Below are 26,398 nucleotides of genomic sequence, written 5' to 3' on the forward strand. Positions count from 1 at the left end.
GATATCGCCATCGGCGCACCGGTCGCGGGCCGTGGCGAACGCGAACTCGACGATCTGATCGGCATGTTCGTCAATACCGTCGTACTGCGCACCGAAGTCGATGCGCGCACCGGCTTCGCGGACCTGCTGGGACAGGCCAGGGATCGCGATATCGCGGCGCTCTCGCACGCCGACGTGCCGTTCGAGCAGGTGGTCGACGCCGTGGGCCGGACCAGATCCAGCGCCTATACGCCGCTGTTCCAGGTGATGTTCACCTTCCAGAACATGCCGTCGGGCCGCATCGCGCTGCCCGGGCTCGAGGTCGAGGTGCTCGATCTCGAGCTGGCCGAGGCGAAATACGACCTACAACTGACCGGTATCGAATTATTCGACGCCGCAGGGGATCCGGCCGGCCTGGATATGCGATTCGGGTACGCGACCGACATTCTCGACGCCGCCACCGTCCGCTTGTTCGCCGAGCGACTACTGCGCGTGTTCACGGTCATCGCGCAAGATCCGTCGATCGCGATTCGCGCCATCGATATTCGAAACGCTGTCGAACGCGGCGCGGTCGAACAGTCGCCGGGTGTCGATGAACCGAGGAGCGCGCCGACGCTGGCGGACCTGCCCGCGGTCATCGCGGCCGCGGCCGATATCGCATCCGGTGCGGTCGCCTTCACGCACGACGCGCACACCGTGACCTATGGCGAGTTGGCCGCCAAGCTCGCAACGGTCGCCAAGGCCATGGGCGCGACCGCGAAACCGGAAGCGCTCATCAATGTCGCCCTGGCCGGGCTGGTCCCCGGCTTGCTGGCCGCCCTCGGCGGCAGTGGTCTCGCCGCGGTGCTGCGGACCTTGCGCACCGAGGCACAGGCCGTGATCTCCAACTCGGGGTTGGAAGTCGATTCGGAAGGAATTAGCTGATGTCCCACGCAGAATCGGTCGCATCCAGCGGACTCGGCAACCGTATTGCCGCGCACAATCATTCGGCGCTGCGCCGGGCGTACGGAATCGACGACTTACCGGGCCTGATCGATAAGGTCGCCGAACTGGACCCGGACCGGGTCGCCTTGCGGCACGACGGAACCACCATCACCTACGGCGCGCTGGCCACCGAGATCATGGTGCTGGACCAGGCCATGGGCGGCGGTCTCGGCGCCGACGCACTGGTATCGGTCGTGGTCTCCGGCCAGCTGCCCGTACTGCTGGAATCGGCCGACGGTGCGCTCGGCACGGTGCTCGAGCAACTGCTCGACGATGTGCTGACGGCGGCGGCGCATGTGCTGCCGACGATATTCGCGCCGGTCGAGACGCTGGTCAGCGAGTTCGAGGAGCAAGTGCGGCGGACACCGGACGCGGTGGCGCTGGAATTCGCGGGCGCGACGCTCACGTACGCGGAGCTCGACGGCCGGGTGAACGCGCTCGCGCGGCATCTGGTCGAGCTGGGTGTCGGCCCGGACGTCTTGGTCGGGCTTGCCGTTCGACGCTCGTTCGACCTGCTGGTCGGCATGTACGCGATCCTGCGGGCGGGCGGCGCCTATGTGCCGATCGATCCGGAGCATCCGGCCGAACGTATCCGATATGTGCTCGAGGTGGCCGCACCGCTGCTGGTGCTCACCACGACCCAGGACCAGCCGGAGCTCGGGGCCGATATCCGCGTACTGCGGATCGATGAATTCGACGGCGGTGCAACGCCTGATGAGCAGGTGGTACCCCGCTCGCCGCTATCGGCGGACAATACGGCCTACGTCATCTTCACTTCCGGGTCGACCGGCCGCCCGAAAGGTGTCGCGGTATCGCACCGTTCGATACTGGCCAACCTCCGGTGGCGGCAACGGCTGTACCGACTACGCGGCGACGATGTGGTACTGCAGAAGACGCCGTTCACCTTCGACGTCTCGGTGTGGGAGTTCTTCTGGCCGTTGCAGGTCGGCGCGCGGCTGGTGATCGCGGCACCGGACGGTCATCGTGATCCGGCCTACCTGGCCCGCACGATCGCCGAACGCGGCGTCACCGTCGCACATTTCGTGCCATCGATGCTCGCGGTATTCGTGGCCGAACCGCAGATCGAGACGGCGGCGCGGACGCTGCGCCTGATCTTCGCCTCGGGTGAGGCGCTCCCCGCCGCCACCGCGGCCGCCTTCCGCGATATCAGCGGCGCGACCCTGCACAATCTCTACGGCCCCACCGAGGCCGCCGTCGACGTCACCGCACATGAGGTCACCGCGGCCGACAGCACCACGGTGCCGATCGGTGCGGCCGCCGACGACACCCAATTGCTGGTGCTGGACGACAATCTGCGGCCGGTAGCCAGCGGCGTTATCGGTGAGCTCTACCTCGGCGGCGTGCAGTTGGCCCGCGGCTATGTGGCCCGTCCCGGATTGACCGCCGATCGCTTCGTGGCCAATCCTGAAGGCGCGCCGGGTGACCGGATGTATCGCACCGGTGATCTGGTGCGCTGGATCACCGATGGTGGCGGCGGTCCGGACGAACTGGAATATCTGGGCCGCATCGACTTCCAGGTGAAGCTGCGCGGGCTGCGGATCGAGCTCGGCGAGGTCGAGGCGGCGCTGCTGCGCAGTGACCAGGTCGCGCAGGCCGCGGTGCTGCTGCATCGGCACGCGGGCGGGGATCATCTGGTGGGTTATGTGGTGCCGAACCGCGGCACTACCGCAGATCCGGCCAGCGTGCTGGAGTCGACTCGGCGACACCTGCCGGACTACATGGTGCCGTCGCTGGTGCTGGTGCTGGACGAGATGCCGATCAATGCGAACGGCAAACTGGACCGGCGGGCACTGCCGGAACCGGTATTCGGTTCCGGCAGTGCCGAATACCGTGCTCCGGCGACCGCCGATGAGATCGCGGTCGCGCAGATCTTCGGTGAACTGCTCGATGCCCAGCGGGTCGGCGCGGATGACGATTTCTTCGCACTCGGCGGCAATTCCCTCATTGCCACCCGGGCCATCGCCAGGATCGGGGCCGCGCTCGGCATCACCATTGATGTTCGAGACTTCTTCGACCGCCCGACGGTCGCCGCGCTGGCCGGGCTGTCGCGGACCGGAGTCGCACGGCCCGCGCTCACGACGGTCGCACGGCCGCAGCACATTCCGCTGTCCCCGGCGCAGCGGCGCATGTGGTTTCTCAACCGGTTCGGCACGCACACCGAATCGGCCTACGTCTTCGATACCGCCGCGGTGGACAATATCCCGGTCGCGCTGCGCCTGCGCGGCGCACTCGAGGTCACCGCCCTATCCGCGGCGATCACCGATCTCGTTGCCAGGCACGAGATCCTGCGCACGGTCTACCCGCAGACCGAGGACGGTCCGGTCCAGGTGGTGCGGTCGGTGCACGCCGTATTCGACCTGTCGCCGACCGATGTGCCGGCGGCCGAGCTCGCCGGGGCGGTATTGGCCACCGCCGTCCAGGGATTCGATATCACGGAGGAGATTCCGGTTCGGGTGCGACTGCTGCGCAGCGGCCCGCAGGACCACACCCTGGTGCTCGTGGTGCATCACATCGCCGCGGACGGTGTCTCGATGGGGCCGCTGATGCGCGATCTCATCACCGCCTATGCCGCCCGGCGCGCTGGCCACAAACCCGGATGGGCCGCATTGACGGTGCAGTACGCCGACTACGCACTGTGGCAGCAGCAGGTGCTCGGTGACGAGGACGATCCGCAATCGCTGGCCGCACGCCAGCTCGCGTTCTGGGCCACCGAATTGGCCGACCTGCCAGCACAGCTGGATCTACCCGCCGATCGACCACGTCCCGCGGTCGCGTCCTATCGCGGGGCCACCCACGAGTTCGCCATCGACGCGGAACTACGTCACGCGATCGACCGGATCGCCGCTCGCAGCCGGGCCACGCCGTTCATGGTCGTGCACGCCGCGCTCGCTGTGCTGCTGGCGCGGCTGTCCGGCACGTCCGATATCGCCATCGGCACGCCGGTCGCCGGTCGCGGCGATCGCGCGCTGGACGACCTCGTCGGCATGTTCGTCAACACCCTCGTCCTGCGCACCGAGGTCCGGGGCGAGGTCGGCTTCGCCGATCTCGTCGCCCAGGCGCGCGAGCGCGATCTGCATGCCTTCGCGCACAGCGATATTCCGTTCGAGCGGCTGGTGGAGGTGGTCAACCCGGCCCGGTCCCAGGGGCGCCATCCGCTGTTCCAGGTCGCGCTGTTCATGCAGAACATCGGGCCGATCGCGCTGACGATGCCCGATCTGGCCGCGGAGCTGGTCGATTTCGATCCCGGCTTCGCGAAATTCGATCTCCAGCTGACACTCTCGGACACCGATGAATCCGGCTACCGTGCCGAATTCACCTATGCCACTGATCTGTTCGACGCCGCGACCGTGCGCGAGTTCGGCGCCAAATTCCTGCGGCTGTTGCGCGCGGCGGCTGCCGATCCGGATATCGCGGTCGGCGATATCGAGCTACTCGATATGGGCGAACTCGACTACGTCACCGCCAGCTGGAATGCCAGTGGGCACCGGGTGACCGACCGCTTTCTGCACGAGGGTTTCGACAACCAGGTGCGTCGATCGCCGAATGCCATTGCGCTGGTCTCCGATACGACCGAACTCAGCTATACCGAGCTCTCCGAGCGGGCCAATCGGCTGGCCCGCCTGCTCATCGGTACCGGTGTCGGCCCCGAGTCACTGGTTGTGCTGGCCATGCCACGCTCGATCGAGTTGGTTATCGCGATATACGCCGTGCTGCGCGCCGGTGGTGCCTACGTCCCAGTGGATCCCGAGCATCCGGCCGAGCGCATCTGGCACATCCTCGACACCGCGCGGCCGCATTCGGTACTCACCACGCGCGGTGCCGGATTCATCCTCCCCGCGACCGTGCCGCAGAGTGTCCACCTGCACCATGTGGACGAACTCGACCTGTCGGAATACCCGGCCGCCAAGATCGGCGACGGCGAGCGTCGGGCGATGCTGCGACCCGACCACCCCGCCTACGTGATCTTCACCTCCGGGTCGACGGGCAAGCCGAAGGGCGTGTCGGTCGAACATCGCGCCATCGCCAACCAGCTGGCCTGGATGCACGACGAATACCGGCTCTGCGGCGGTGATGTGTATCTGCAGAAGACCGCGACCACCTTCGACGTATCGCTGTGGGGCTATTTCCTGCCGCTGCGCGCGGGCGCGACCCTGCTGCTCGCCGCGCCGGATGGCCACCGCGATCCCCGCTATATCGCGGAAACCATTGCCCGCCACGGCGTCACACTGACCGACTTCGTGCCATCGATGCTCGCGGTCTTCGCGACGCATGCCGAAGTGGGGGAACTCGATTCGCTTCGCGATATCTTCGTCATCGGTGAGGCGTTGCCGCCGGAGACCATCGCGGCCTTCCACACCGTCAGCGATGCCGCACTGCACAACCTGTACGGCCCGACCGAGGCGGCGGTGTCGATCACCTACCGCGAGGTCACGGCCGCGGACGAGCTGGTGCCGATCGGGGAGCCGGAGTGGAATTCCCAGGTATATGTGCTGGATTCGCGGCTGCATCCGGTGCCGATCGGCGTACCGGGCGAACTGTATCTGGCCGGTGACCAACTGGCCCGCGGCTATCACGGCCGGGCGGATCTGACCGCGGAGCGGTTCGTGGCCAACCCCTTCGGCAGATCCGGTGCGCGGATGTACCGCACCGGCGATCTGGTGCGCTGGAGCGCCGATGGTGAGCTCATCTACCTCGGCCGGGTGGATTTCCAGGTGAAGTTCCGCGGTCAGCGCATCGAACTCGCCGAGATCGAGGCGGCATTGCTTGCGGCGCCAGGGGTGGGGCAGGCCGCGGCCCGGCTGATCAATGGCGATACCGGTGACTATCTGGCGGGCTATGTGATCCGCTCGCCTGGCGGTGCGCTCGATCTGGATGCGGTCGAAGCTGGCTTGGCACGGCGTCTTCCTGGATATATGGTGCCGACCGCCCTCGTCGAGCTATCCGAATTCCCGCTCAACACCAGCGGCAAGCTCGATCGCCGAGCGCTGCCGCTTCCGGTGCTGCAGCACAAGAGCTTTCGGGCGCCGACCAATGCGGCCCAACGTCTGGTCGCCGCGGTATTCGCCGAGGTGCTGCGCGTCGAGCGGGTCGGCCTCGACGACGACTTCTTCGCACTCGGCGGCAGCTCGCTCGACGCCACCCAGGTGACCGCGCGGGCCGGCGAGGCCATCGGTGCGCGAATCCCGGTGCGCGCCCTCTTCGACGCCGCTTCGGTCGAGGGATTCGCGGCCGCTGTCGACGAACTCAGCCATGCCGGTGCGCCCGCACGGCCATTGGTGCGTCAAGAGCGTCCGGCGCGGATTCCGCTCTCGCCCGCGCAGCAGCGGCTGTGGTTCCTCAATCGGATCGAAAGCCAGGACGGCGCCACCAGCGTGTACAACCTTCCGGTCGTACTCCGGCTGACCGGCAGACTCGATGTCACCGCGCTGGAGCGCGCGGTGCTGGATGTGCTGTCCAGACATGAATCACTGCGCACCCGCTATCCCGACAGCGAATCCGGTCCGTACCAATCGATTCTGGCGCCGACCGGTATCGGGCTGACCCTCGATCCGGTTCCCGTCGACCGTGCCGATCTGGCCGCCGCCATCAGCGCGATCACCAGTGCCGGATTCGATGTGACGACCGAACTGCCCTCGCGGGTAGCGCTATTGAGCGTCGACCGGGTCGACGACCGGCGCGGCATCCCCGGTGACGAATACGTGCTGGTCTTCGTCGTGCACCATATCGCGGCCGACGCGCTGTCGATGACGCCGCTGATCACCGATCTGGTTCGTGCCTACCTCGCCAGATTGGGCACAGTATCGCGAAGCGATTCGATGAGCGGTGGTGGCCGGGAGGCGGGTGGGTGCAGCCGCGAACCGGATTGGCAGGAACTGCCGGTGCAGTACGCGGATTACAGTCTCTGGCATCGGGCACTGCTCGGCGCGCAGGACCGGCCCGGCGATCCGGCATACCAGCAGTTGCGATTCTGGCGCGAAACCCTCGCCGGTGTGCCGGCCCAGCTTGCGCTGCCCACCGATCGGCCACGTCCGGCACTGCCGTCGAATCACGGCGCCGCGGTGGATTTCGGGGTGGAACCCGAGATCACGACGGCCCTGCGCGCACTCGCACAGCGCAGCGGCGCGACGCTGTTCATGGTGGTGCACGCGGCCTTCGCGGCGACGCTCGCCCGATTGAGCGGCACCGACGACGTGGTGGTCGGCTCGCCCGTCGGCGGGCGCGGCGAACGCGAACTCGACGCGCTGATCGGCATGTTCGTCAACACCCTGGTGCTGCGGAGCAAGGTCAGTGCTTCGGCGACCTTTGCCGAACTCCTCGCGGGCGTGCGTGATACCGATCTCGCGGCCTTCGCCAATGCGGATCTGCCGTTCGAGCGCTTGGTCGACGCCATGGCGGTGGATCGTGGCACCGGCGCGCATCCGCTGTTCCAGGTCATGTTCAGCTTCGGTGCGGCACCGCACCTGGTCGCGGGCAGCCGGGCACTCGAGGTGCCCTGGCTGACGGTGGAACCGATCGAACCGTCCGATACCGGCGCGAAATTCGATCTGCACCTGGTGGTGAACGAACGCGCCGAGGACGGCGGGCTCACCAGCAGCCTGCGTTATGCCACCGATCTGTTCGATGCGACGACCGTCGCCGCCTTCGTCGTCCGTTTCCAGCGGGTGCTCGCCGCCGTCGCCGCGGCGCCGCAGATCCGGATCGGCGAGATCGAACTGCTGGATGCCGACGACCGGTCGCTGCTGGATCGGTGGAACGACACGTCGCACGCACTCGACGAAACCGAAACGCTCGCTTCATTATTCGCCGCTCAGGTCGCTCGTACCCCGGACGCACCCGCGTTGACCTTCGAGGGGACAACGCTGGCCCACCCGTCGCCCGACCACCACCCCGCATCGAGTCGCTACGCGACGCTGACATATGGCGACTTCGCCGGGCGGGTACACCGGCTGGCGCGCTGGCTCATCGAACAGGGTGTGGGACCGGATGCCCTTGTCGCACTGGGGATGCGCCGGTCCATCGATCTGGTGGTCGGCATGTACGCGATCACGGTGGCGGGCGGCGGTTACGTGCCACTCGATCCGGACCATCCGGCCGAGCGCACCGACCACATCCTCGATACCGCGACTCCGCTCTGCGTGCTGACCTCGGGATGTGATCTGGATATCGCCGGGCCACAGATTCGTATCGATCGGCTCGACCTGTCCGGGTATTCGGCCGCCCCGGTCACCGATGCCGACCGGCGCGCACCGCTGCGAGCCGCCAATACCGCCTACGTCATCTTCACCTCGGGGTCGACGGGCCGGCCCAAGGGCGTGGCGATGAGCCACGGTGCGATCGTGAACCGGCTGCGGTGGATGCAGTCCGCGCACGTCGCGCTGGACGGCACTGATGCGCTGCTGCAGAAGACGCCGGTGACCTTCGATGTCTCGGTGCCGGAGTTCTTCTGGCCGTTGCAGGTCGGGGCCCGGTTGGTGCTGGCCCGGCCCGATGGTCACCGGGATCCCGGATATCTCGCGGATCTGATGCGGCGCGAGTCGATTACGGTCGCGCATTTCGTCCCGTCCATGCTCGCGATCTTCGTCGCGGACGATATCGACGTGCCCGCGCTGCGGCACGTGTTCTGCTCGGGCGAGGTACTGCCCGCGGCCACCGCGCAGCGGGCACGAACGGTGACCGGTGCCCGGGTGCACAACATGTACGGCCCTACCGAGACGGCCGTCGAGGTCTCAGCCCATGAGGTGACCGATGTCGACGGTGGCACATTGCCCTTGGGCGGACCGAACTGGAATACCCGCGCCTATGTCCTCGATGCCCGGCTGCACCGGGTACCCGTCGGCGTTCCCGGTGAGCTGTACCTGTCCGGCGCGCAACTGGCTCGCGGCTATCTCGGCCGGACCGATCTGACCGGCGAACGGTTCGTGGCCGATCCGTTCGGCCCGGCCGGTGCCCGCATGTACCGCTCCGGCGATGTGGTCGTGTGGCGTGCGCCCGGTGTGCTGGAATTCATCGGCCGCACCGATTTCCAGGTGAAGATCCGCGGTCTGCGCATCGAACTCGGCGAGATCGAGTCGGCATTGCTGGCCGTCGCCGATATCGCACAGGCGGTCGTGCTGGCCCGCGACGATTACGGTACGGGCGATCAACTGGTCGCCTACCTGGTAGCGCACAGCGCACTCGACATCGACGTCGTACGAGCCGAACTGGCGCGGCGGCTGCCCGCCTATATGGTGCCGTCGGCCTTCGTCGTGCTCGACGACTTCCCAGTGACCGTCTCCGGAAAACTCGACCGAACAGCGCTGCCCGCACCGGCTGCGGCCGCCACCGAATTCCGGGCACCGAGCGGTCCGGCGGAAACCCTGGTCGCCGAGACCTTCACCGCCTTGCTCGGCGCGCGGGCCGTCGGTGCGGACGACGACTTTTTCGCTCTCGGCGGCAATTCACTGATCGCCACTCAGCTCGCCGCCCGACTCACCAAGGCCATCGGTGCGGATGTACCAGTGCGCACCATTTTCGATGCGCCGACCGTGCGCGAGCTGTCCCGCCGGATCACCGTCGCCGGCCCGGCCGATATCGAAACCGCACCACCGGCCGTGCCGCCGTTGACCGCTCAGGATCGCAGCGAGCCGATTCCGCTGTCGATCGCCCAACAGCGCATGTGGTTCCTGAACCGATTCGATACCGCCAGCGGCGGATACAATATTCCGTTCGCGCTGCGCCTCACCGGCGTACTGAATGTGCCAGCGCTGGAACATGCCATCGCCGATGTCATCGGCAAGCACGAGACACTGCGCACCATCTATCCCGAACACGACGGCGCCGCGACGCAGTTGGTGCTGCCCGCCGGAACCAGGTTGGTCGAGCTCGTCGCCCGGTCGGTGTCGAGCGCCGAGCTCCCCGAACTCATCGCCGCCGCGGCCCAGGCCGGATTCGATGTCACGACCGAGGTGCCGCTGCGGGTGCGGCTGCTGCGCATCGACGACGGCGAATCCGCAATGCCGCCGGGCAAGCAGGTGCACGTGCTGCTGTTCGTCGTGCACCACATCGCCGCGGACGGTTGGTCTTTCGCACCGCTGACCCGCGATCTGGCCACCGCCTACGTGGCCCACTGTGCCGATGTCGCCCCGTCGTGGGGCCCGCTCGCCGTGCAGTACGCGGATTTCGCGATCTGGCAGCGCGCCGCACTGGGCCGGGCCGACGACAAGGGTTCGCTGCTGGCCCATCAACTGAAGTACTGGACCAACCGGCTCACCGGCGTCCCCGAGGTGCTGAACCTGCCCGCGGACCGACCGCGGCCCGCGGTGGCCTCCAACCGCGGCGGCGCCATAACCGGCCGCCTGCATCCCGAACTGCACGAGGGCATCCAGGAATTGGCGGCCGGGCATCGGGTCACCCCGTTCATGGTGCTGCACACCGCGCTCGCCGTACTGCTGAGCCGCCTGAGCGCGAGCAGTGACATCGTGGTCGGCACACCGGTCGCCGGTCGCGGCGACGAAGCCCTGGACGATCTGGTCGGCATGTTCGTCAACACCTTGGTGCTGCGCACCGAGGTACGCGCCGAAGCCACCCTCGCCGACCTACTGGCGACGGTGCGCACCGCCGACCTGGCCGCCTTCGATCACGCCGCCGTGCCCTTCGAACAGCTCGTCGATGTGGTGAATCCGGTTCGCTCGCAGGCACATGCGCCGCTGTACCAGGTGGCCATGACACTGCAGAACCAGTCCAAGCCGGACTTCCAGCTGCACCGTTTGGCCATCGCCGCACTCGATATCGGTCCCGCGCCGATCCAACTGGATCTGGACTGGACACTGACCGACCGCTACGCCGCCGACGGCGCGGCGGACGGTATCGATATCCATGTGCACTACGCGCTCGATCTTTTCGACGAGGACACCGTCAGCGGGTTCCTGTCGAGCTTCGAACGAGTACTGCGCGCGATGGTCCGCGACATACGCACACCTGTCGGCCATGTCGAGCTGATGTCGGTGGCCGAACGCGGACTGTTGCTGGCGGATCGCAATGCCACCGCGCGGTCGCTGCCGTCGGCAACCCTCGACGATCTGCTGACCGCCCGCGTTGCCGCGACGCCCGACGCCGTCGCGGTGCGTTTCGAGGACACCTCGGTGACCTACGCCGAATTCGAGTCACGGGTGAACCGCCTCGCGCGGTGGCTGATGGCGGCGGATGTGGGACCGGAAACGATCGTCGGCCTCGCGGCGCTGCGGTCGATCGATATGCTCGTGGCGATATACGCGATCGTGCGCGCGGGCGGTGCCTACCTGCCCTTGGATCCGGCCCATCCGGCCGACCGCCTCGCGCAGGTGATCGACAGTGCCGCACCGGCTCTGGTGCTGGCAGTCGGCGACGCGGTGCTGCCCGAACTCGGTGGCGTCCGCGTGGTCGACCTCAGTGATCTCGACCTGACCGGCTACGACGCTCGGACGATTCCGGAGCGCCGCGCGCCACTGCGTCGCGACAATACGGCCTACGTGCTGTTCACGTCCGGTTCGACCGGTCGCCCCAAGGGGGTCGCGGTCACCCACCGCGCCATCATGAATCAGCTGCGCTGGCTCGAATTCCGCTACGGCGTCACCGCGGCCGACCGGATCCTGCAGCGCGCCCCGCTGACCTTCGATGTCTCGGTCTGGGAGTGTTTCCTGCCGATCGCGGTCGGCGCACCACTGGTCATCGCCCGTCCGAGCGGCCATCTCGATCTGGCGTACTTCGCCGGATTGCTGCGCGAGCACGCCATCACCATTGCCGAATACGTGCCGTCGGTACTCGCCGCGCTGATCGGCGAGGGGATGGGGGATGCGCTGCGTTCCTTCCGACACCTGCACTGCGGCGGCGAGGCGCTCACACCGGATCTGCTCGCCGCGATTCGCGAACACGTCGGCGGGGCGGTGCACAATGCGTACGGCCCCACCGAGGCCGCGATTTCGGCGATCTATCACGAATTCACCGATGCCGACGCCGAATCCGGCCGTGATGTCGCCATCGGCCGTCCGTGCTGGAACACTCGCGCCTACGTGCTGGATGCGCGGCTGCGTCCGGTGCCGATCGGCGTCACGGGTGAGCTGTACCTCGCGGGCGATCAACTGGCGCGCGGCTATCACGGACGGGCCGGGTTGACCGCCGAGCGGTTCGTGGCCGATCCGTTCGGGGTGCCCGGCAGACCGATGTACCGCACCGGTGATCTGGTGCGCTGGAATCGCGAGGGCGACCTGGTCTATCTGGGCCGCAACGATTTCCAGGTCAAACTACGCGGTCAGCGCATCGAACTCGGCGAGATCGAGTCGGCACTGGCCGCGGTGACGAGCGTGACGAATGCCGCGGTGGTGCTGGTTCAGGACACCTCGGGACATGACTGTTTGGTCGGCTACGTCAGTGGGGCGGAGCTGTCTTCGGACGCGGTGCTCGCCGAGGTGCGTGACCAACTGCCCGGGTACATGGTGCCCGCGCATCTGGTGGTGCTCGATGAGATGCCGCTCACCACCGTCGGCAAGCTCGATCGCACCGCACTGCCCGCCGTCGAAGTATCCGGTATTACCACCGAGTTCCGGCCACCCAGCGAAGGCACCGAATCGGTGCTGGCCGCGCTGATCGCCGATCTCATCGGCGGTGGCATACGGATCGGTGCGGACGACGATTTCTTCGCTCGCGGCGGCAATTCGCTGCTGGCCATGCGTCTCGTCGCACGCGCCAATGCCGCATTCGGCTGCGCATTGACCGTGCGCGAGATCTTCGAAGCACCGACCGTTGCCGAACTGGCGCTACGGGTGACCGATTCCGAGAGCGCGAGCACCGTTCGACCGGCACTCGTGCCCAGGACGCGCCGAGGCCGTATTCCCTTGTCGCTGGCGCAGACTCGCATGTGGCTGCTGAACCGGCTCGATCCGGACTCCGCCGTCTACAACATTCCGATCACCATTCGCCTCACCGGCGCATTGGATGAGCACGCGCTGCGCATGGCGCTGGGTGATGTCCTCGCGCGGCACGAGTCGCTGCGCACGGTATTTCCCGACGACGGCGCCGGTCCCGCACAGGTGGTGCTCGCCGAGGGGACCGAGTTGGCGCTACCGCGCGTCGATATCGCCGAATCCGATCTTGCCGCGGCGGTTGTCGGCGTCGCGGCCGTCGGATTCGATCTGCGTACCCGAATACCGGTGCGCGCCGAACTGTTCCGAGTCGCGCCCGACGACTATGTGCTCGTCGTGGTGGTGCACCATATTGCCGCCGACGGCGTCTCCACGGCCCCGCTGGCCCGGGATGTGATGGTGGCCTACCGCGCCCGCACCGCAGGGGAGGCCCCGCTGTGGCGGCCACTGCCGGTCCAGTACGCGGACTTCACGCTGTGGCAGCACGACGTACTCGGATCGGCCGACGATCCGGAGTCCGTGCTGGCCCGCCAGATCGCGCATTGGCGCACCGAACTCGACGGGCTCGCCCCGGTCCTGGAACTGCCCGCGGACCGGCCACGTCCGGCCGTCGCCTCCGGGCGCGGGGCCGCCGTCGAGTTCGCGATCACCGCGCAGCTGACCGCCGCCATCGCGGAGCTGGCACGCAGGCACGGGGTCTCGTCGTTCATGGTGCTGCACGCCGCGTATGCGGTCCTACTGGCCCGGCTGGCTCGCGTCGACGATGTGGCGATCGGTACCCCGGTCGCCGGTCGGGCCGAGGAGGCGCTGGACGATCTCGTCGGCATGTTCGTCAACACCCTGGTGCTGCGCACCGAGGTGGCGGCCGATATCTCCTTCGCCGAACTGCTCGGCCGGGTGCGTACCACCGATATCCGGGCCTTCGCGCATGCGGATCTGCCGTTCGAGCGGCTCGTCGACGAGTTGAATCCGGTGCGTTCGCAGGCGCATTCACCGATCGTGCAGACGCTGCTCACCTACGAGCATCGCGACGATACGGTGTTGCGACTACCTGGATTGGACGTCGCCGCCTACCCGATCGACAATCGGGTCGCGCAATTCGACCTTGCGCTGGAACTGACCGAGTACGCGGCCGGCGATGACACTGCGGTGCGCGCTGTCATGCGGTATGCGACGGATCTGTTCGACCGGACGACGGTCGAATCGTTCGCGGCCCGCATCGTGCGGTTGCTCGAGGCGGTCGTGGTCGATTCCACGGTCCGCGTGGGCGATATCGAACTGCTCGATCGCACCGAGCGCGCGCTTGTGCTCGATCGGTGGAACGATACGTCGTTCGTGGTAGACAGCACACAGACCCTGGTGTCGCTGTTCGAGGACCAGGTGCTGCGGACACCCGCCGCGACGGCCGTGACGTTCGAGGAACGGGGTTTCGCCCACCCGTCGCCCGACCACCACGCCGCACCGAGTCGCTACCCGACGCTGGCCCACCCGTCGCCCGACCACCACGCCGCACCGGGTCGCTATGCGACGCTGTCCTATGCCGAATTCGCGGGTCGGGTCCACCGACTGGCGCGCTGGCTGGTCCGGCAGGGCGTCGGACCGGATTCGGTGGTCGCGCTCGGCATGCGGCGTTCGCTCGACCTGGTGGTCGGCATGTACGCGGTCACGGTTGCCGGTGGCGCGTACCTGCCGCTCGATCCCGACCACCCGGCCGACCGGATCGAATACGTACTGGAAACGGCACGGCCGGTATGGGTACTCACCTCGGGCGCGGATCTGGAAGTCGGTGCGGCGCGGCAGGTTCGGCTCGATCGGCTCGATCTGACCGGATACTCGCCAGCACCGCTGACCACGATGGATCGACTGGGTGCACTGTCGCCGGGGCATACGGCCTATGTCATCTTCACCTCCGGATCGACAGGACGTCCCAAAGGCGTTGCGGTATCGCATGCCGCGATCGTCAACCGGCTGGTGTGGATGCAGGAGCAGTACGGGCTGCGGACCGACGACGCGGTATTGCAGAAGACCCCCGCGACCTTCGACGTCTCGGTCTGGGAGTTCTTCTGGCCGTTGCAGATCGGTGCGCGCTTGGTGCTGGCGCGGCCCGACGGTCATCGTGATCCGGACTATCTGGCTCGATTGATCATCGATGAGCGGATTACCGTCGCACACTTCGTACCGTCGATGTTGGCGGTATTCCTCGCAACACCGCGCGTGCCCGAATGTCTTACGTTGCGTGCGATATTCGCTTCCGGTGAGGCACTGTCCGCGCCGATCGCGCAGCGGGCTCGCGAGCTGACCGGCGCCCGTGTGCACAATCTGTACGGGCCGACCGAGGCCGCGGTCGACGTCACCTGCCATGAGGTGACCGACGGCGATACGGTGTCGGTGCCGATCGGCAGGCCGGTGTTCAATACCCGTCTGCTGGTCCTGGATAGCCGAATGCGGCCGGTGCCGATCGGCGTCCCCGGCGAGTTGTACCTGGCCGGTGCGCAGTTGGCGCTCGGCTATGTCGCTCGGCCGCAACTGACCGCCGATCGGTTCGTCGCGAATCCGCATGGTGGCGCGGGCGAGCGGATGTATCGCACCGGTGACCTCGTCCGGTGGAATGCCGACGGCGAACTGGAGTACCTGGGCCGCACCGACTTCCAAGTGAAGCTGCGCGGATTGCGGATAGAGCTCGGCGAGATCGAATCCGCGCTCACCGCACTGGAGGCTATCGACCAAGCCGTTGTCGTCGTGCGTACCGACGACCGACTCGGCGATCAGCTGGTGGCGTATCTGATCGGCGGGCCGTCTGTCGACACCGACGCCGTGCGCGCGGAACTGGACGCGGAACTGCCCGCATATATGGTGCCTTCGGCCTTCGTCGTGCTGGATGCCCTACCGCTCAATACCTCCGGCAAGCTCGACCGCACCGCACTGCCCGCACCCGTCTTCGAGGTCGCGGTCTACCGTGCGCCCGAGACCGAGGCCGAGCGGGCGGTCGCCGAGATCATGGGCGAATTGCTCGGCGTCGAGCGGATCGGCCTCGATGACAACTTCTTCGCCCTCGGCGGCAATTCGCTGCTCGCCACCCAGGTGGCGGCCCGGCTCGGCGCGGCGCTGGACGCCGAAGTTCCCGTGCGGTTGCTGTTCGAGGCCCCGACCGTCGCCGGATCGGCCGCACGCGCCGCACGGCTCACCGGCACCGGTGGCCGCCCGCGCCTGACCGCGCGACCGCGCCCTGACCTGATCCCGCTCTCGCCGGCGCAGCAGCGGATGTGGTTCCTCAACCGCTTCGACCCGGACGAGACGGTGAACAATATCCCGGTCGCCATCCGGCTCACCGGAGATCTCGACACCGGGGCGCTGGCCGCCGCGATCGCCGATGTGATCGCCAGACATGAAACCCTGCGCACCGTCTACCCGGACGTCGACGGCACCGGTTACCAACGGATTCTCGACGACACACAGGTGCCCGAGATCGTTGCGCTGGATCCATCGAATGTCGATGCCGCACTGGTGGATCTGGTCGCGGCACCCTTCGATGTCACCACCGAGATTCCGCTGCGCGTCGGCTTGGCCACAATGCCCGACCAGGAATACCTGCTCGCCCTTGTCGTGCACCACATTGCGGCGGACGGCTTTTCGATGGCGCCACTGGCCCGCGATATCGCCATCGCCTACGCGGCACGTGCCACCGGCACCGCACCCACCTGGCGCGAGTTGCTCGTGCAGTACCCGGACTACGCACTCTGGCAACGGGAAATCCTCGGTGCCGAGGACGATCCGGAATCGGTGGCGGCACGGCAACTGCGCTACTGGAACGACGTGCTCGCCGGGCTGCCCGCACAACTCGACCTGCCATCGGATCGGCCACGTGCCGCCGTCGCGAGTCACGCCGCCGCGAGCACCACCATCAACCTCGATGCCGCGCTGCGCGACGGCATCGACGCCGTCGCCACGCAATACGACGCCAGTCCGTTCATGGTGGTGCACGCCGCACTGGCCACCGTGCTCGCGCGGTTGTCCGGCACCGCCGATATCGCCATCGGTGCGCCGATCGCCGGTCGCGGCGAGGCCGCGCTCGATGATCTCGTCGGGATGTTCGTCAACACTCTGGTGCTGCGTACCGAGGTGCCCGGTTCGGACTCCTTCGCGCGGGTACTGCTTCGCGTCCGCGCTGGCGACCTCGATGCCTTCGCCAACGCCGATGTCCCCTTCGAACGGCTGGTGCAGGTGCTGGATCCGCCTCGCTCCGAGGCGCGGCATCCGCTGTTCCAGATCGCGCTGTTCTACCAGAATCTCGCACCGGTATCGGTCGAACTGGCGGGCGTCACCGTCGCCGAGTGCGATATCGACTACGAAACAACCCGATTCGACCTGCAGCTGACCGTCACCGATGACGCGCTGCGCCTCACCTACGCCACCGACCTGTTCGACGAGACGACCATCACGACCTTCGGCGCCCGCTTCCTCCGGCTGCTCGCCGCGGTGACAGGCGATCCGGAGCAGGTTGTCGGCGATATCGATCTGTTCGAGTCCGGCGAGCTGGATCGGGTGGTGACCGCGTGGAACGACTCCGCGCACACCGCGTTCGTCGCGGAGATGCTGCTCGACGAATTCGAGGCGCAGGCCGCCGCGACACCGGAGGACACCGCCGTGGTCTTCGCGCCCGATGACGCGAGCATCGGCCGCACCATGTCCTACGGCGAACTGGACCGCAGGACCAACCAGCTGGCCCGGCATCTGATCGCGCACGGTGTCGGTCCGGAGTCGTTGGTGGCATTGGCGATTCGGCGTTCGACGGATCTGGTGGTCGCGATATACGGGGTGCTCAAGGCGGGCGGTGCGTACGTGCCGATCGACCCGGATCATCCACTACCGCGCATCGCGCACATCCTCGACACCACGGCACCGGCCACGCTGCTCACCACCGAGCGCGATCGAGCGGACTTCGGCTACACCGGTACGACGGTGTACGTCGATACCGTCGCACTCGACGGCTACCCCGACGATCCGATCGCGGTGAGCGAGCGGACCGCGCCGATCCACCCGCAGAATCCCGCCTACGTCATCTTCACCTCCGGTTCCACCGGAAAGCCCAAGGGCGTCAGCGTCTCCCACGCCGCCATCGTCAATCAGATGACCTGGATGCAGTCGGAGTACCAGCTGACCGCCGAGGATGTGTACCTGCAGAAGACGGCGACCACCTTCGATGTCTCGCTATGGGGCTACTTCCTGCCGCTGCGCATCGGGGCGACCCTGGTGCTCGCCACCACGGACGGCCACCGCGACCCCGGCTACCTCGGCGCGGTGATCGGCGAATACGGCGTCACGGTGACCGATTTCGTGCCATCGATGTTGAGCGAATTCGCCGGACATGTCGAAACCGCCGCAGTGCGTGTCGATCTCGCCACACTGCGCACGGTATTCGTCATCGGCGAGGCGCTGCCGGCCGAGACCGTCCGTGCCTTCGGCGCGGTGAGCGCCGCACGCCTACACAACCTGTACGGCCCGACCGAGGCGGCGGTGAGCATCACCTACCGCGATGTCACCGGCGATATCGCCCGTACCGTCGCGCCGATCGGCAATCCGGAATGGAACAGCCGGGTGTACGTGCTGGACTCCCGGCTGCGGCCGACCCTGCCCGGTGTCGCGGGGGAGTTGTACCTCGCGGGGACGCAGCTCGCCCGTGGTTACCACGGCAGGCCCGATCTGACCGCCGACCGCTTCGTCGCCAACCCGTTCGGTCCGGTGGGCGAGCGCATGTACCGCACGGGCGACCTGGTCCGCTGGGACACCAGCGGTGCCACCGCCGAACTGGTGTACCTGGGCCGCACCGATTTCCAGGTGAAATTCCGCGGTCAGCGCATCGAACTCGGCGAGGTAGCTGCGGTGCTCGCCGCTGTGCCCGGCATTTCACAGGCGGCCGCCCGCGTTGTCGCCACGAATACCGGCGATCAGCTCGTCGGTTACGTCACCGGTGTCGGGCAGGATGCGCACGGCCTGCGTGCGGCGGCGCTGGATGCCGCTGCGGATGCGTTGCCGTCGTACATGATTCCGTCGGCGATCGTCGTACTCGCCGCGTTCCCGCTCAATGCTTCCGGCAAGCTGGACCGAAATGCGCTGCCGGAACCGGTATTCGACCGCATCTCCTACCGAGTGCCGGTCACTCCGGCCGAGCGACTGGTGGCCGAGGCATTCGAGGCGGTACTGGCACGGACGATCGGTGTCGACGAAAACTTCTTCGACCTGGGCGGCAACTCACTGATCGCCACCCGAGTGCTGGCCCGGCTCAGTGAGCGGCTCGGTCGCCGGGTACCGGTGCGGTCGCTGTTCGAGGCACCCACCGTGCATGCGCTGGCGGCCCGACTGGCCGCCGATGCGGGCGCGCAGGTGGTGCCGTTGATCGCCGGGCCGCGCCCGGAGCGGATTCCGCTGGCGCCGGTGCAGCGCGGTATGTGGTTCCTCAACCGGCTCGACCCGGATTCGGCAGCGCACAATATCCCGGTCGCGATGCGGATAGGCGGCGAATTGGACGCGGCGGCGCTGTGTGCCGCATTCGCGGATGTGGTCGCACGTCATGAGGTGCTGCGCACGGTGTATCCCGCCGATGCCGGCGGCACCGGCCACCAGGTGATCCGGCCCGCTGAATCGGCTCCGGTGCGGCTGGCGGTCGAGACGTCGAATGGACCGGTGGATGATCGGATCGCCGAATTCCTCGGTACCGGCTTCGATGTCACCGCCGAGGTGCCGGTGCGTGCGGTGCTGCTGCGCGAACATGCGACCAGCCACGTGCTCGTCGCGGTGCTACACCATATCGCGGCGGACGGCTACTCGATGGGGCCGCTGCTGCGAGATCTACTGTCGGCCTACCTGTCCCGAGTACTCGGCGGGACGCCGGTCTGGCCCGAACTCGCCGCGCAGTACGCCGACTACGCGCTGTGGCAGACGGCCGAACTGGATTCGGTTGCGGCACAGCAGCTCGCCTACTGGACCGAGGCGCTGCGCGACCTGCCGGAAGAGTTGGCGCTGCCCACCGACCGGCCACGTCCGGCGGTCGCGTCCAAGCGTGGCGGCAATGTCCGCGCCCGGATCGGCGGCGGTGTCGGCGCACGGGTGCACCAACTCGCCCTGCAACACGAAGCGACACCGTTCATGGTGGTGCATGCCGCGCTGGCCGTGCTGCTGGCCCGGCTCTCGGGTTCCGCCGATATCGCCATCGGGACCCCGGTGGCGGGACGCGGGGCAGCGGCACTGGACGATCTCGTCGGCATGTTCGTCAATACCCTGGTACTGCGTACGCACCCGGATCCGGACCGCTCGTTCGCCGATCTGCTCGCCGAGACCAGGACGGTCGATCTGGCCGCGTTCGCCCATACCACCGTCGCGTTCGAGCGCGTCGTCGACGAACTCGGTATCGAGCGCTCGCAGGCCAGGCATCCGCTGTTCACCGTGGCGCTCAGCTATCTGAATACCGGTGCGGAGGCGTTCGCGCTGCCGGGGCTGGAGCTGGCCGCGGTTGCATTCGACGAGCCGGTCGCCCGATTCGATCTGCAGTTCACCGTGGCGGCCGAACTCGATGCCGACGGTCACCTGGCGGTGGAACTCAACTACGCCACCGACCTTTTCGACGCGGCCACGGCCGCTGGATTGCTGCGCCGATTCGGCCGTGTACTGGGCACACTCACGGCCGATCCGGCCGCGCCGATCGGCACCATCGATGTGCTCGCCCCCGCGGAACGCGCCGAACTTCTCGACCGGCGCGGCGACGAGCCGGTGCCGCCGCGCACCCTCGCCGAGCTGATGGCCGCCGCCGTCGCGCTGAATCCCGATGCGCTGGGCCTGGTTTCGCAGGATCGGGAACTCAGCTATCGTGCGCTGGACGAACAGTCGTCCCGACTGGCACGGATGCTCATCGGGCACGGCATAGGCGCCGAGGATTTCGTCGCCGTGGCGATCCCACGATCGGTCGAGTCCATGCTCGCGGTATGGGCGGTGGCCAAGACCGGGGCAGCCTTCGTACCCGTCGATCCCACGTATCCGGCGGACCGGATCGCGCACATGCTGTCGGATTCCGGTGCGACCGTCGGCCTAACGCTCACCGCGTGCCGAACGGCGCTGCCGGAAACCGCCGAATGGCTGGTCCTCGACGCGCCCGCAATGGCGGCGCGCATGCGGCATACGAGTGCGGCTCCGCTCAGCCCGGCCGAGCTGACGCGGCCGGTGCGAGTAGCGAATCCGGCGTGGATGATCTACACCTCCGGTTCCACCGGCATACCGAAGGGCGTGCTGGCCACTCACGGCGGACTCGCGGGAGTGGCACGCGCACAACGGGATCGGTACGAGATCACCGCCGCGTCCCGCGTTCTGCAGGTGGCATCGCCGAGTTTCGACGCATCCATGCTGGAGCTCTTGCTGGCACTGCCCGCGGGCGCCGCGCTGATAATCGCGCCCTCCGGTGTCTACGGCGGCGCGGAATTGACCGCGCTGATCCGCGACCAGCGGGTCACCCATATGTTCATTACTCCCGCTGTGCTGCAGACGTTGGATCCGAGCGAACTGCCCGAACTCACCCACCTGACGGTCGGCGGCGAGTCCTACGGCCCCGATGTGGTGCAGCGCTGGGGGATCGGGCGGGCCTTCCACAACACCTACGGACCGACCGAAACCACGATCATCACGAATATCAGCGCAGCGCTGCGGCCGGGCGAGTTCGATATCGGCACCACGATCCACGGTATGTCCGCGGTGGTACTCGATACCCGGTTGCGGCTCGTCCCGGACGGGGTGACCGGCGAGCTGTATCTGCGCGGTCCCGGTCTGGCTCGCGGATACCATGCGCGGCCGGGACTTTCGGCGGATCGGTTCGTCGCCGATCCCTACGGTCCCGCGGGCGGGCGGTTGTATCGCACCGGTGATCTGGTGCGGTGGACCGCGGCCGGTGCGATCCAGTATGTAGGACGCGCCGACCATCAGGTGAAAGTGCGCGGCCTGCGCATCGAACTCGGTGAGATCGACGCGGTGCTCTCGGCCCACGACACCGTCGAATTCGCGGTGACCATCGGGCATACCGATGCCGCGGGCGCGGTCTCGCTGGTCGCCTATGTGGTCGCCGCGGCGGGGCGGACGATCGACACCGCCGAGCTCACCACCTTTGCCGGACGCGCACTCGCCGCCTATATGGTGCCCGCTGCCGTCATGGTGCTCGATGAACTCCCGCTGACTCCCGTCGGCAAGCTGGATCGGAGGGCACTGCCGGAGCCGGAGTTCCGTACCGCGGCCTTCCGTGCGCCGGAGACCGCGGTCGAACGGATCGTGGCGGAGGTCTGCGCCGAAGTGCTCCGCCTCGACACGCCCGTCGGCGTCGATGACGACTTCTTCGCGGTCGGTGGAAACTCCTTGACCGCAACACAAGTGGCCGCACGACTGGGCGCGCGCCTGGACGTTGCGGTCGGCGTGCGGCTGGTCTTCGAGAATTCGACGATATCGGCCATGGCTGCCGCGCTCGACATCGCCGCCACCGACCCGGCCGCGGTCCGGGCCCGTCCGGCGCTGACCCGGCGAACCGGAACCGATCCGGTTCCGCTGTCGCTCGCGCAGCAGCGCATGTGGTTCCTCAACCGCCTCGACCGTCAGTCCACCGCCTACAACATTCCGCTCGCGGTGCGACTCACCGGTGATCTGGATATCGCGGCGCTGAATGCGGCCATCACCGATGTGGTCGAGCGCCACGAGGTGCTGCGCACCGTATACCCGGAGCGTGAAACCGGCCCGGTGCAGGTGGTGTTGCCGATGGCGGCGGCGGGGGTGCCGGTACTGGCGCCGATTCCGGTGCCCGTCGACGATATGACCTCCGCGGTCGTCGACTTCGTCGGCGGCGGATTCGATGTCACCGACGCGGTTCCGGTGCGAGCCCGGCTGTTCCGCCCGGTCGAGGGACCCGACGACCTCGGTGAACATGTGCTTGTCGTGGTCGTGCACCATATCGCCGCGGACGGTTCGTCACTGGTCCCGCTGGCCCGTGACGTGATGGTCGCCTATGCCGCGCGCAAGCAGGGTGCGCTGCCGGGGTGGGCGCCACTGCCGGTGCAATACGCGGATTACAGCCGGTGGCAACGGGATCTGCTCGGCAGCGAGGACGATCCGGATGCGCTGGTCGCCCAGCAGCTCCGGTTCTGGATCGCAACCCTCACCGGTCTGCCCGCACAACTCGCTCTGCCGACCGACCGGCCACGACCCGCCATTGTCTCCACCCGCGGTCGACATGTCGATTTCACGATCGACGCCGACATGCAGGCGGCTCTGGCGGATTTGGGTCGCGGCACCGGTGCGACGCTGTTCATGGTGCTGCACGCCGCATTCGCGGTACTGCTGGCGCGGCTGTCCGGAACCGCCGATATCGCCGTCGGCACCCCGGTCGCGGGCCGGGGCGCGGCCGAACTCGATGATGTGGTCGGCATGTTCGTCAACACCCTGGTGCTGCGTACCCCGGTCGATGCGGCCGCGGACTTCACCGCATTGCTGGATCTGGTGCGTGCCGCGGACGTCGCCGCCTTCTCGAATGCCGATGTGCCGTTCGAGCGGCTGGTCGAGGTGCTGAATCCGGAGCGTTCCACCGCGCGGCATCCGCTGTTCCAGGTCGGCTTCTCCTTCCACAACCAGGCCGCAGCCGAGTTCGCACTGGACGGATTGACCGCTACCGCAGCCGATTTCGACTCCGAGATCTCGCAATTCGATCTGCATCTGGTCGTGACCGACCGTTACGACACCGACGGGAATCCGGCGGGTATGGCCGCATCGATCACGTATGCGACCGCACTGTTCGACGAATCCACCGTCGCCGGCTTCGCCGGTCGCCTACAGCGCCTGTTGACCGCAATCTGTAGCGCACCGCACATCCCGGTCGGTGATCTCGACCTGCTCGACCCCGCCGAACGCGAACGCATGGTGATGACCTGGAACCGAACCGAGTACGAGCGCACACCGGCCACCCTCATCGCCGCATTCCAGGCGCAGGTCGCGAAGACGCCCGATGCGGTGGCCATCGTCGACGACGCCGCGACGATCACCTACGGTCAATTCGCCGCTCGGGTCAATCGGCTCGCCCGCGCGCTGATCGGGCGCGGTATCGGACCGGAATCACGAGTGGCCCTTGCCATCCCGCGCAGCGCCGAGCTGCTGGTCGCGATGTATGCCGTGGTGACAGCGGGTGGTGCGTATGTGCCGCTGGATCCGGCCCACCCGGTGGAGCGGACCGCCAGCGTACTCGCCGCCGCGAACCCGGCGCTGGTGCTGACCTCGGCCGAGCGGCCGATGCTGCCCGACGGCGTGGCGGATCACGATGTGGTGCTGGATATCTCGATCGCCGCGGGTGTCCTCGACAGCAGTCCGGTGCGCGCCGAGGAGCGGGTGGCCACGCTGACCCCGGCGAACACCGCCTACATCATCTTTACCTCGGGTTCGACCGGAACACCCAAGGGCGTGGCCGTCTCGCACGATGCGGTGGCGCATCAGTTGGATTGGCTGCAGTCGGAGTACGGGCTCGACACCGACGACGCCACCCTGCTGATGACCTCCGCCGCCTTCGACCTGTCGGTATGGGAGTTCTGGTCGGCCCTGCGTGCCGGCGCGCGAGTGGTGCTGGCACCGCAAGGCGCGCAGCGTGATCCGGCGGGCGTGCTGGATCTGATCCGGCGCGCCTCGGTGACCACCGTGACGCTGGTGCCATCGCTGTTGGCCATGCTGGCGGAGGTCCGGGGTGACCAGCGGTTGCCGAGGTCGCTGCACCGGTTGCTGGTCATCGGTGAGGCGCTGCCCACCGCGACCGTCGACCGGATCCGCGCACGCACCGACGCCCGGACCGATAACCTGTACGGCCCCACCGAGGCCGCGGTCTCGGTGACCCGATTCCGCACCGGCACGGGCATCCGGCACGCGGTGGTCCCGATCGGCACACCGGAACCGGGGAATCAGGTCTATGTGCTCGACGACCGGATGCATCCGGTCCCGGCGGGGGTGACCGGTGAGCTGTACCTCGGCGGTGCGCAGCTGGCCCGCGGCTACTACGGCAGACCGGATTTGAGCGCGGAACGCTTCGTGGCCCACCCGTTCGGCGCACCGGGCACGCGAATCTATCGGACCGGCGATATGGTCCGCTGGGGTGCGGACGGCAATCTCGAATATGTACAGCGCCGCGACTTCCAGGTGAAGGTGCGCGGGTACCGCATCGAACTCGCCGAGATCGAGCACGCGCTGCGTTCGCGCCCGCTGGTGTCCGAGGCCATCGTCATCGCCCATCAAGATGGCGACAACGCCATACTGGTCGGGTATTTCACCGCAACCGAGCCGGTCGACCCGACGGTGCTGCGCTCCGCGCTGACCGAGGCACTGCCGAGCTATATGGTGCCGACGGTGCTGATGCGGTTGGAATCTCTGCCGGTCAACGCGAATGGCAAGGTCGATCGGGCCGCGCTGCCACGGCCCGAGCTCGGGGTCAGGGAATTCCGCGCTCCGGAAACCGAGTTGGAGCAGCTGGTCTGCGCGGCCTTCGCCGAGGTGCTGGCGGCCGAGCGAATCGGTATGGACGACAACTTCTTCGAACGCGGCGGCAATTCGCTGCTCGCCACCCGCCTGGCGACCCGGCTGAGTGCGGCTTTCCCCGAACAGATCCCGGTGGTGTGGCTGTTCGCCGCCCCGACGCCGGCCGATCTGATCACCCAACTCGAGCTGCATCGCTGCGGTCGCGGCCGCGTCGACGCACAGGCGGCCTTCGATGTGCTGCTGCCGTTGCGGCCCGGCGGTTCCCGCGAGCCGCTGTTCTGCATCCATCCGGTCGGCGGTGTCGCCTGGTCGTTCGCGGGCCTCGGCGCGCATATCGATCCGGAGCGCGGCATTTACGGCATCCAATCGCCGGTATTGAATTCCGCGGCGGCGCTGCCGGATTCGATCGAGGGCTGGGCCGGGCACTACGTCCGCGAGATCCGTGCGGTGCAGCCGGAAGGCCCCTATCACCTGCTGGGCTGGTCGCTCGGCGGTGTGCTCGCGCATGCCGTCGCGAACCAATTGCAGGACCAGGGCCAGCAGGTCGCGATGCTGGCCATGATGGACAGTTCGCTGCGCGTCACGGTGGACGAGACGGCGACGGTCCCGGTCGCCGACCTGCTCGGCGGGCTACTCGGTGAACAGGCCGACGACGCCGATACCGAACTCGACCGCACCCAACTCGCCCGCCGCATCGCCGACCTACCGGAACCGTTCGCCTCCTTCGGTTTCGATCGACTCGGCCGCGTCCTCGACGCGGGCACCCACTCCCTGGAGCTGATTACGCGCTACCGCCCACGGCCCTATAAGGGCAACCTCGTCTACTTCACCGCCGCACTCGACGACCCCACCGGGGCCACCGGCGCGGCCAGCTGGTCCGACGCCATCGACGGCACCGTGCACAACCATGCCGTCCAGGCCTCGCACTGGCGCATGACCTGCGAATCCGCGCTCGCCCGCATCGGCCACGTCCTGACCAACGTCTTGGCGCACGCCGACCGGGCCTGAAC

2 protein-coding genes (1 of these 2 only partly in view) are annotated in these 26,398 nt (G+C 67.7%); both read left to right on the forward strand.

The features are described 5' to 3' along the window. Positions 1–903: the 3' portion of a non-ribosomal peptide synthase/polyketide synthase gene (locus ACQP1G_RS05205; RefSeq protein ID WP_433198875.1), read on the forward strand. 16,923 nt of this gene lie to the left of the window's left edge; the window shows 903 of its 17,826 coding nt (coding positions 16,924–17,826); its start codon lies beyond the left edge, outside the window; the stop codon is at positions 901–903. Next, complete coding sequence (locus ACQP1G_RS05210) at positions 903–26,396, forward strand: non-ribosomal peptide synthase/polyketide synthase (protein ID WP_433198877.1); 25,494 nt, start codon at positions 903–905, stop codon at positions 26,394–26,396. Before ACQP1G_RS05205 ends, ACQP1G_RS05210 begins: the two co-directional genes overlap by 1 nt. Positions 26,397–26,398: the final 2 nt, after the last annotated feature.

Source organism: Nocardia sp. CA-107356 (genome assembly GCF_050946365.1).
Lineage (GTDB): Bacteria > Actinomycetota > Actinomycetes > Mycobacteriales > Mycobacteriaceae > Nocardia.

Bases quoted from the DNA above. Each gene is read 5' to 3' on its own strand.
- ACQP1G_RS05210 (WP_433198877.1), top strand. From the start codon at position 903: ATGTCCCACGCAGAATCGGTCGCATCCAGCGGACTCGGCAACCGTATT.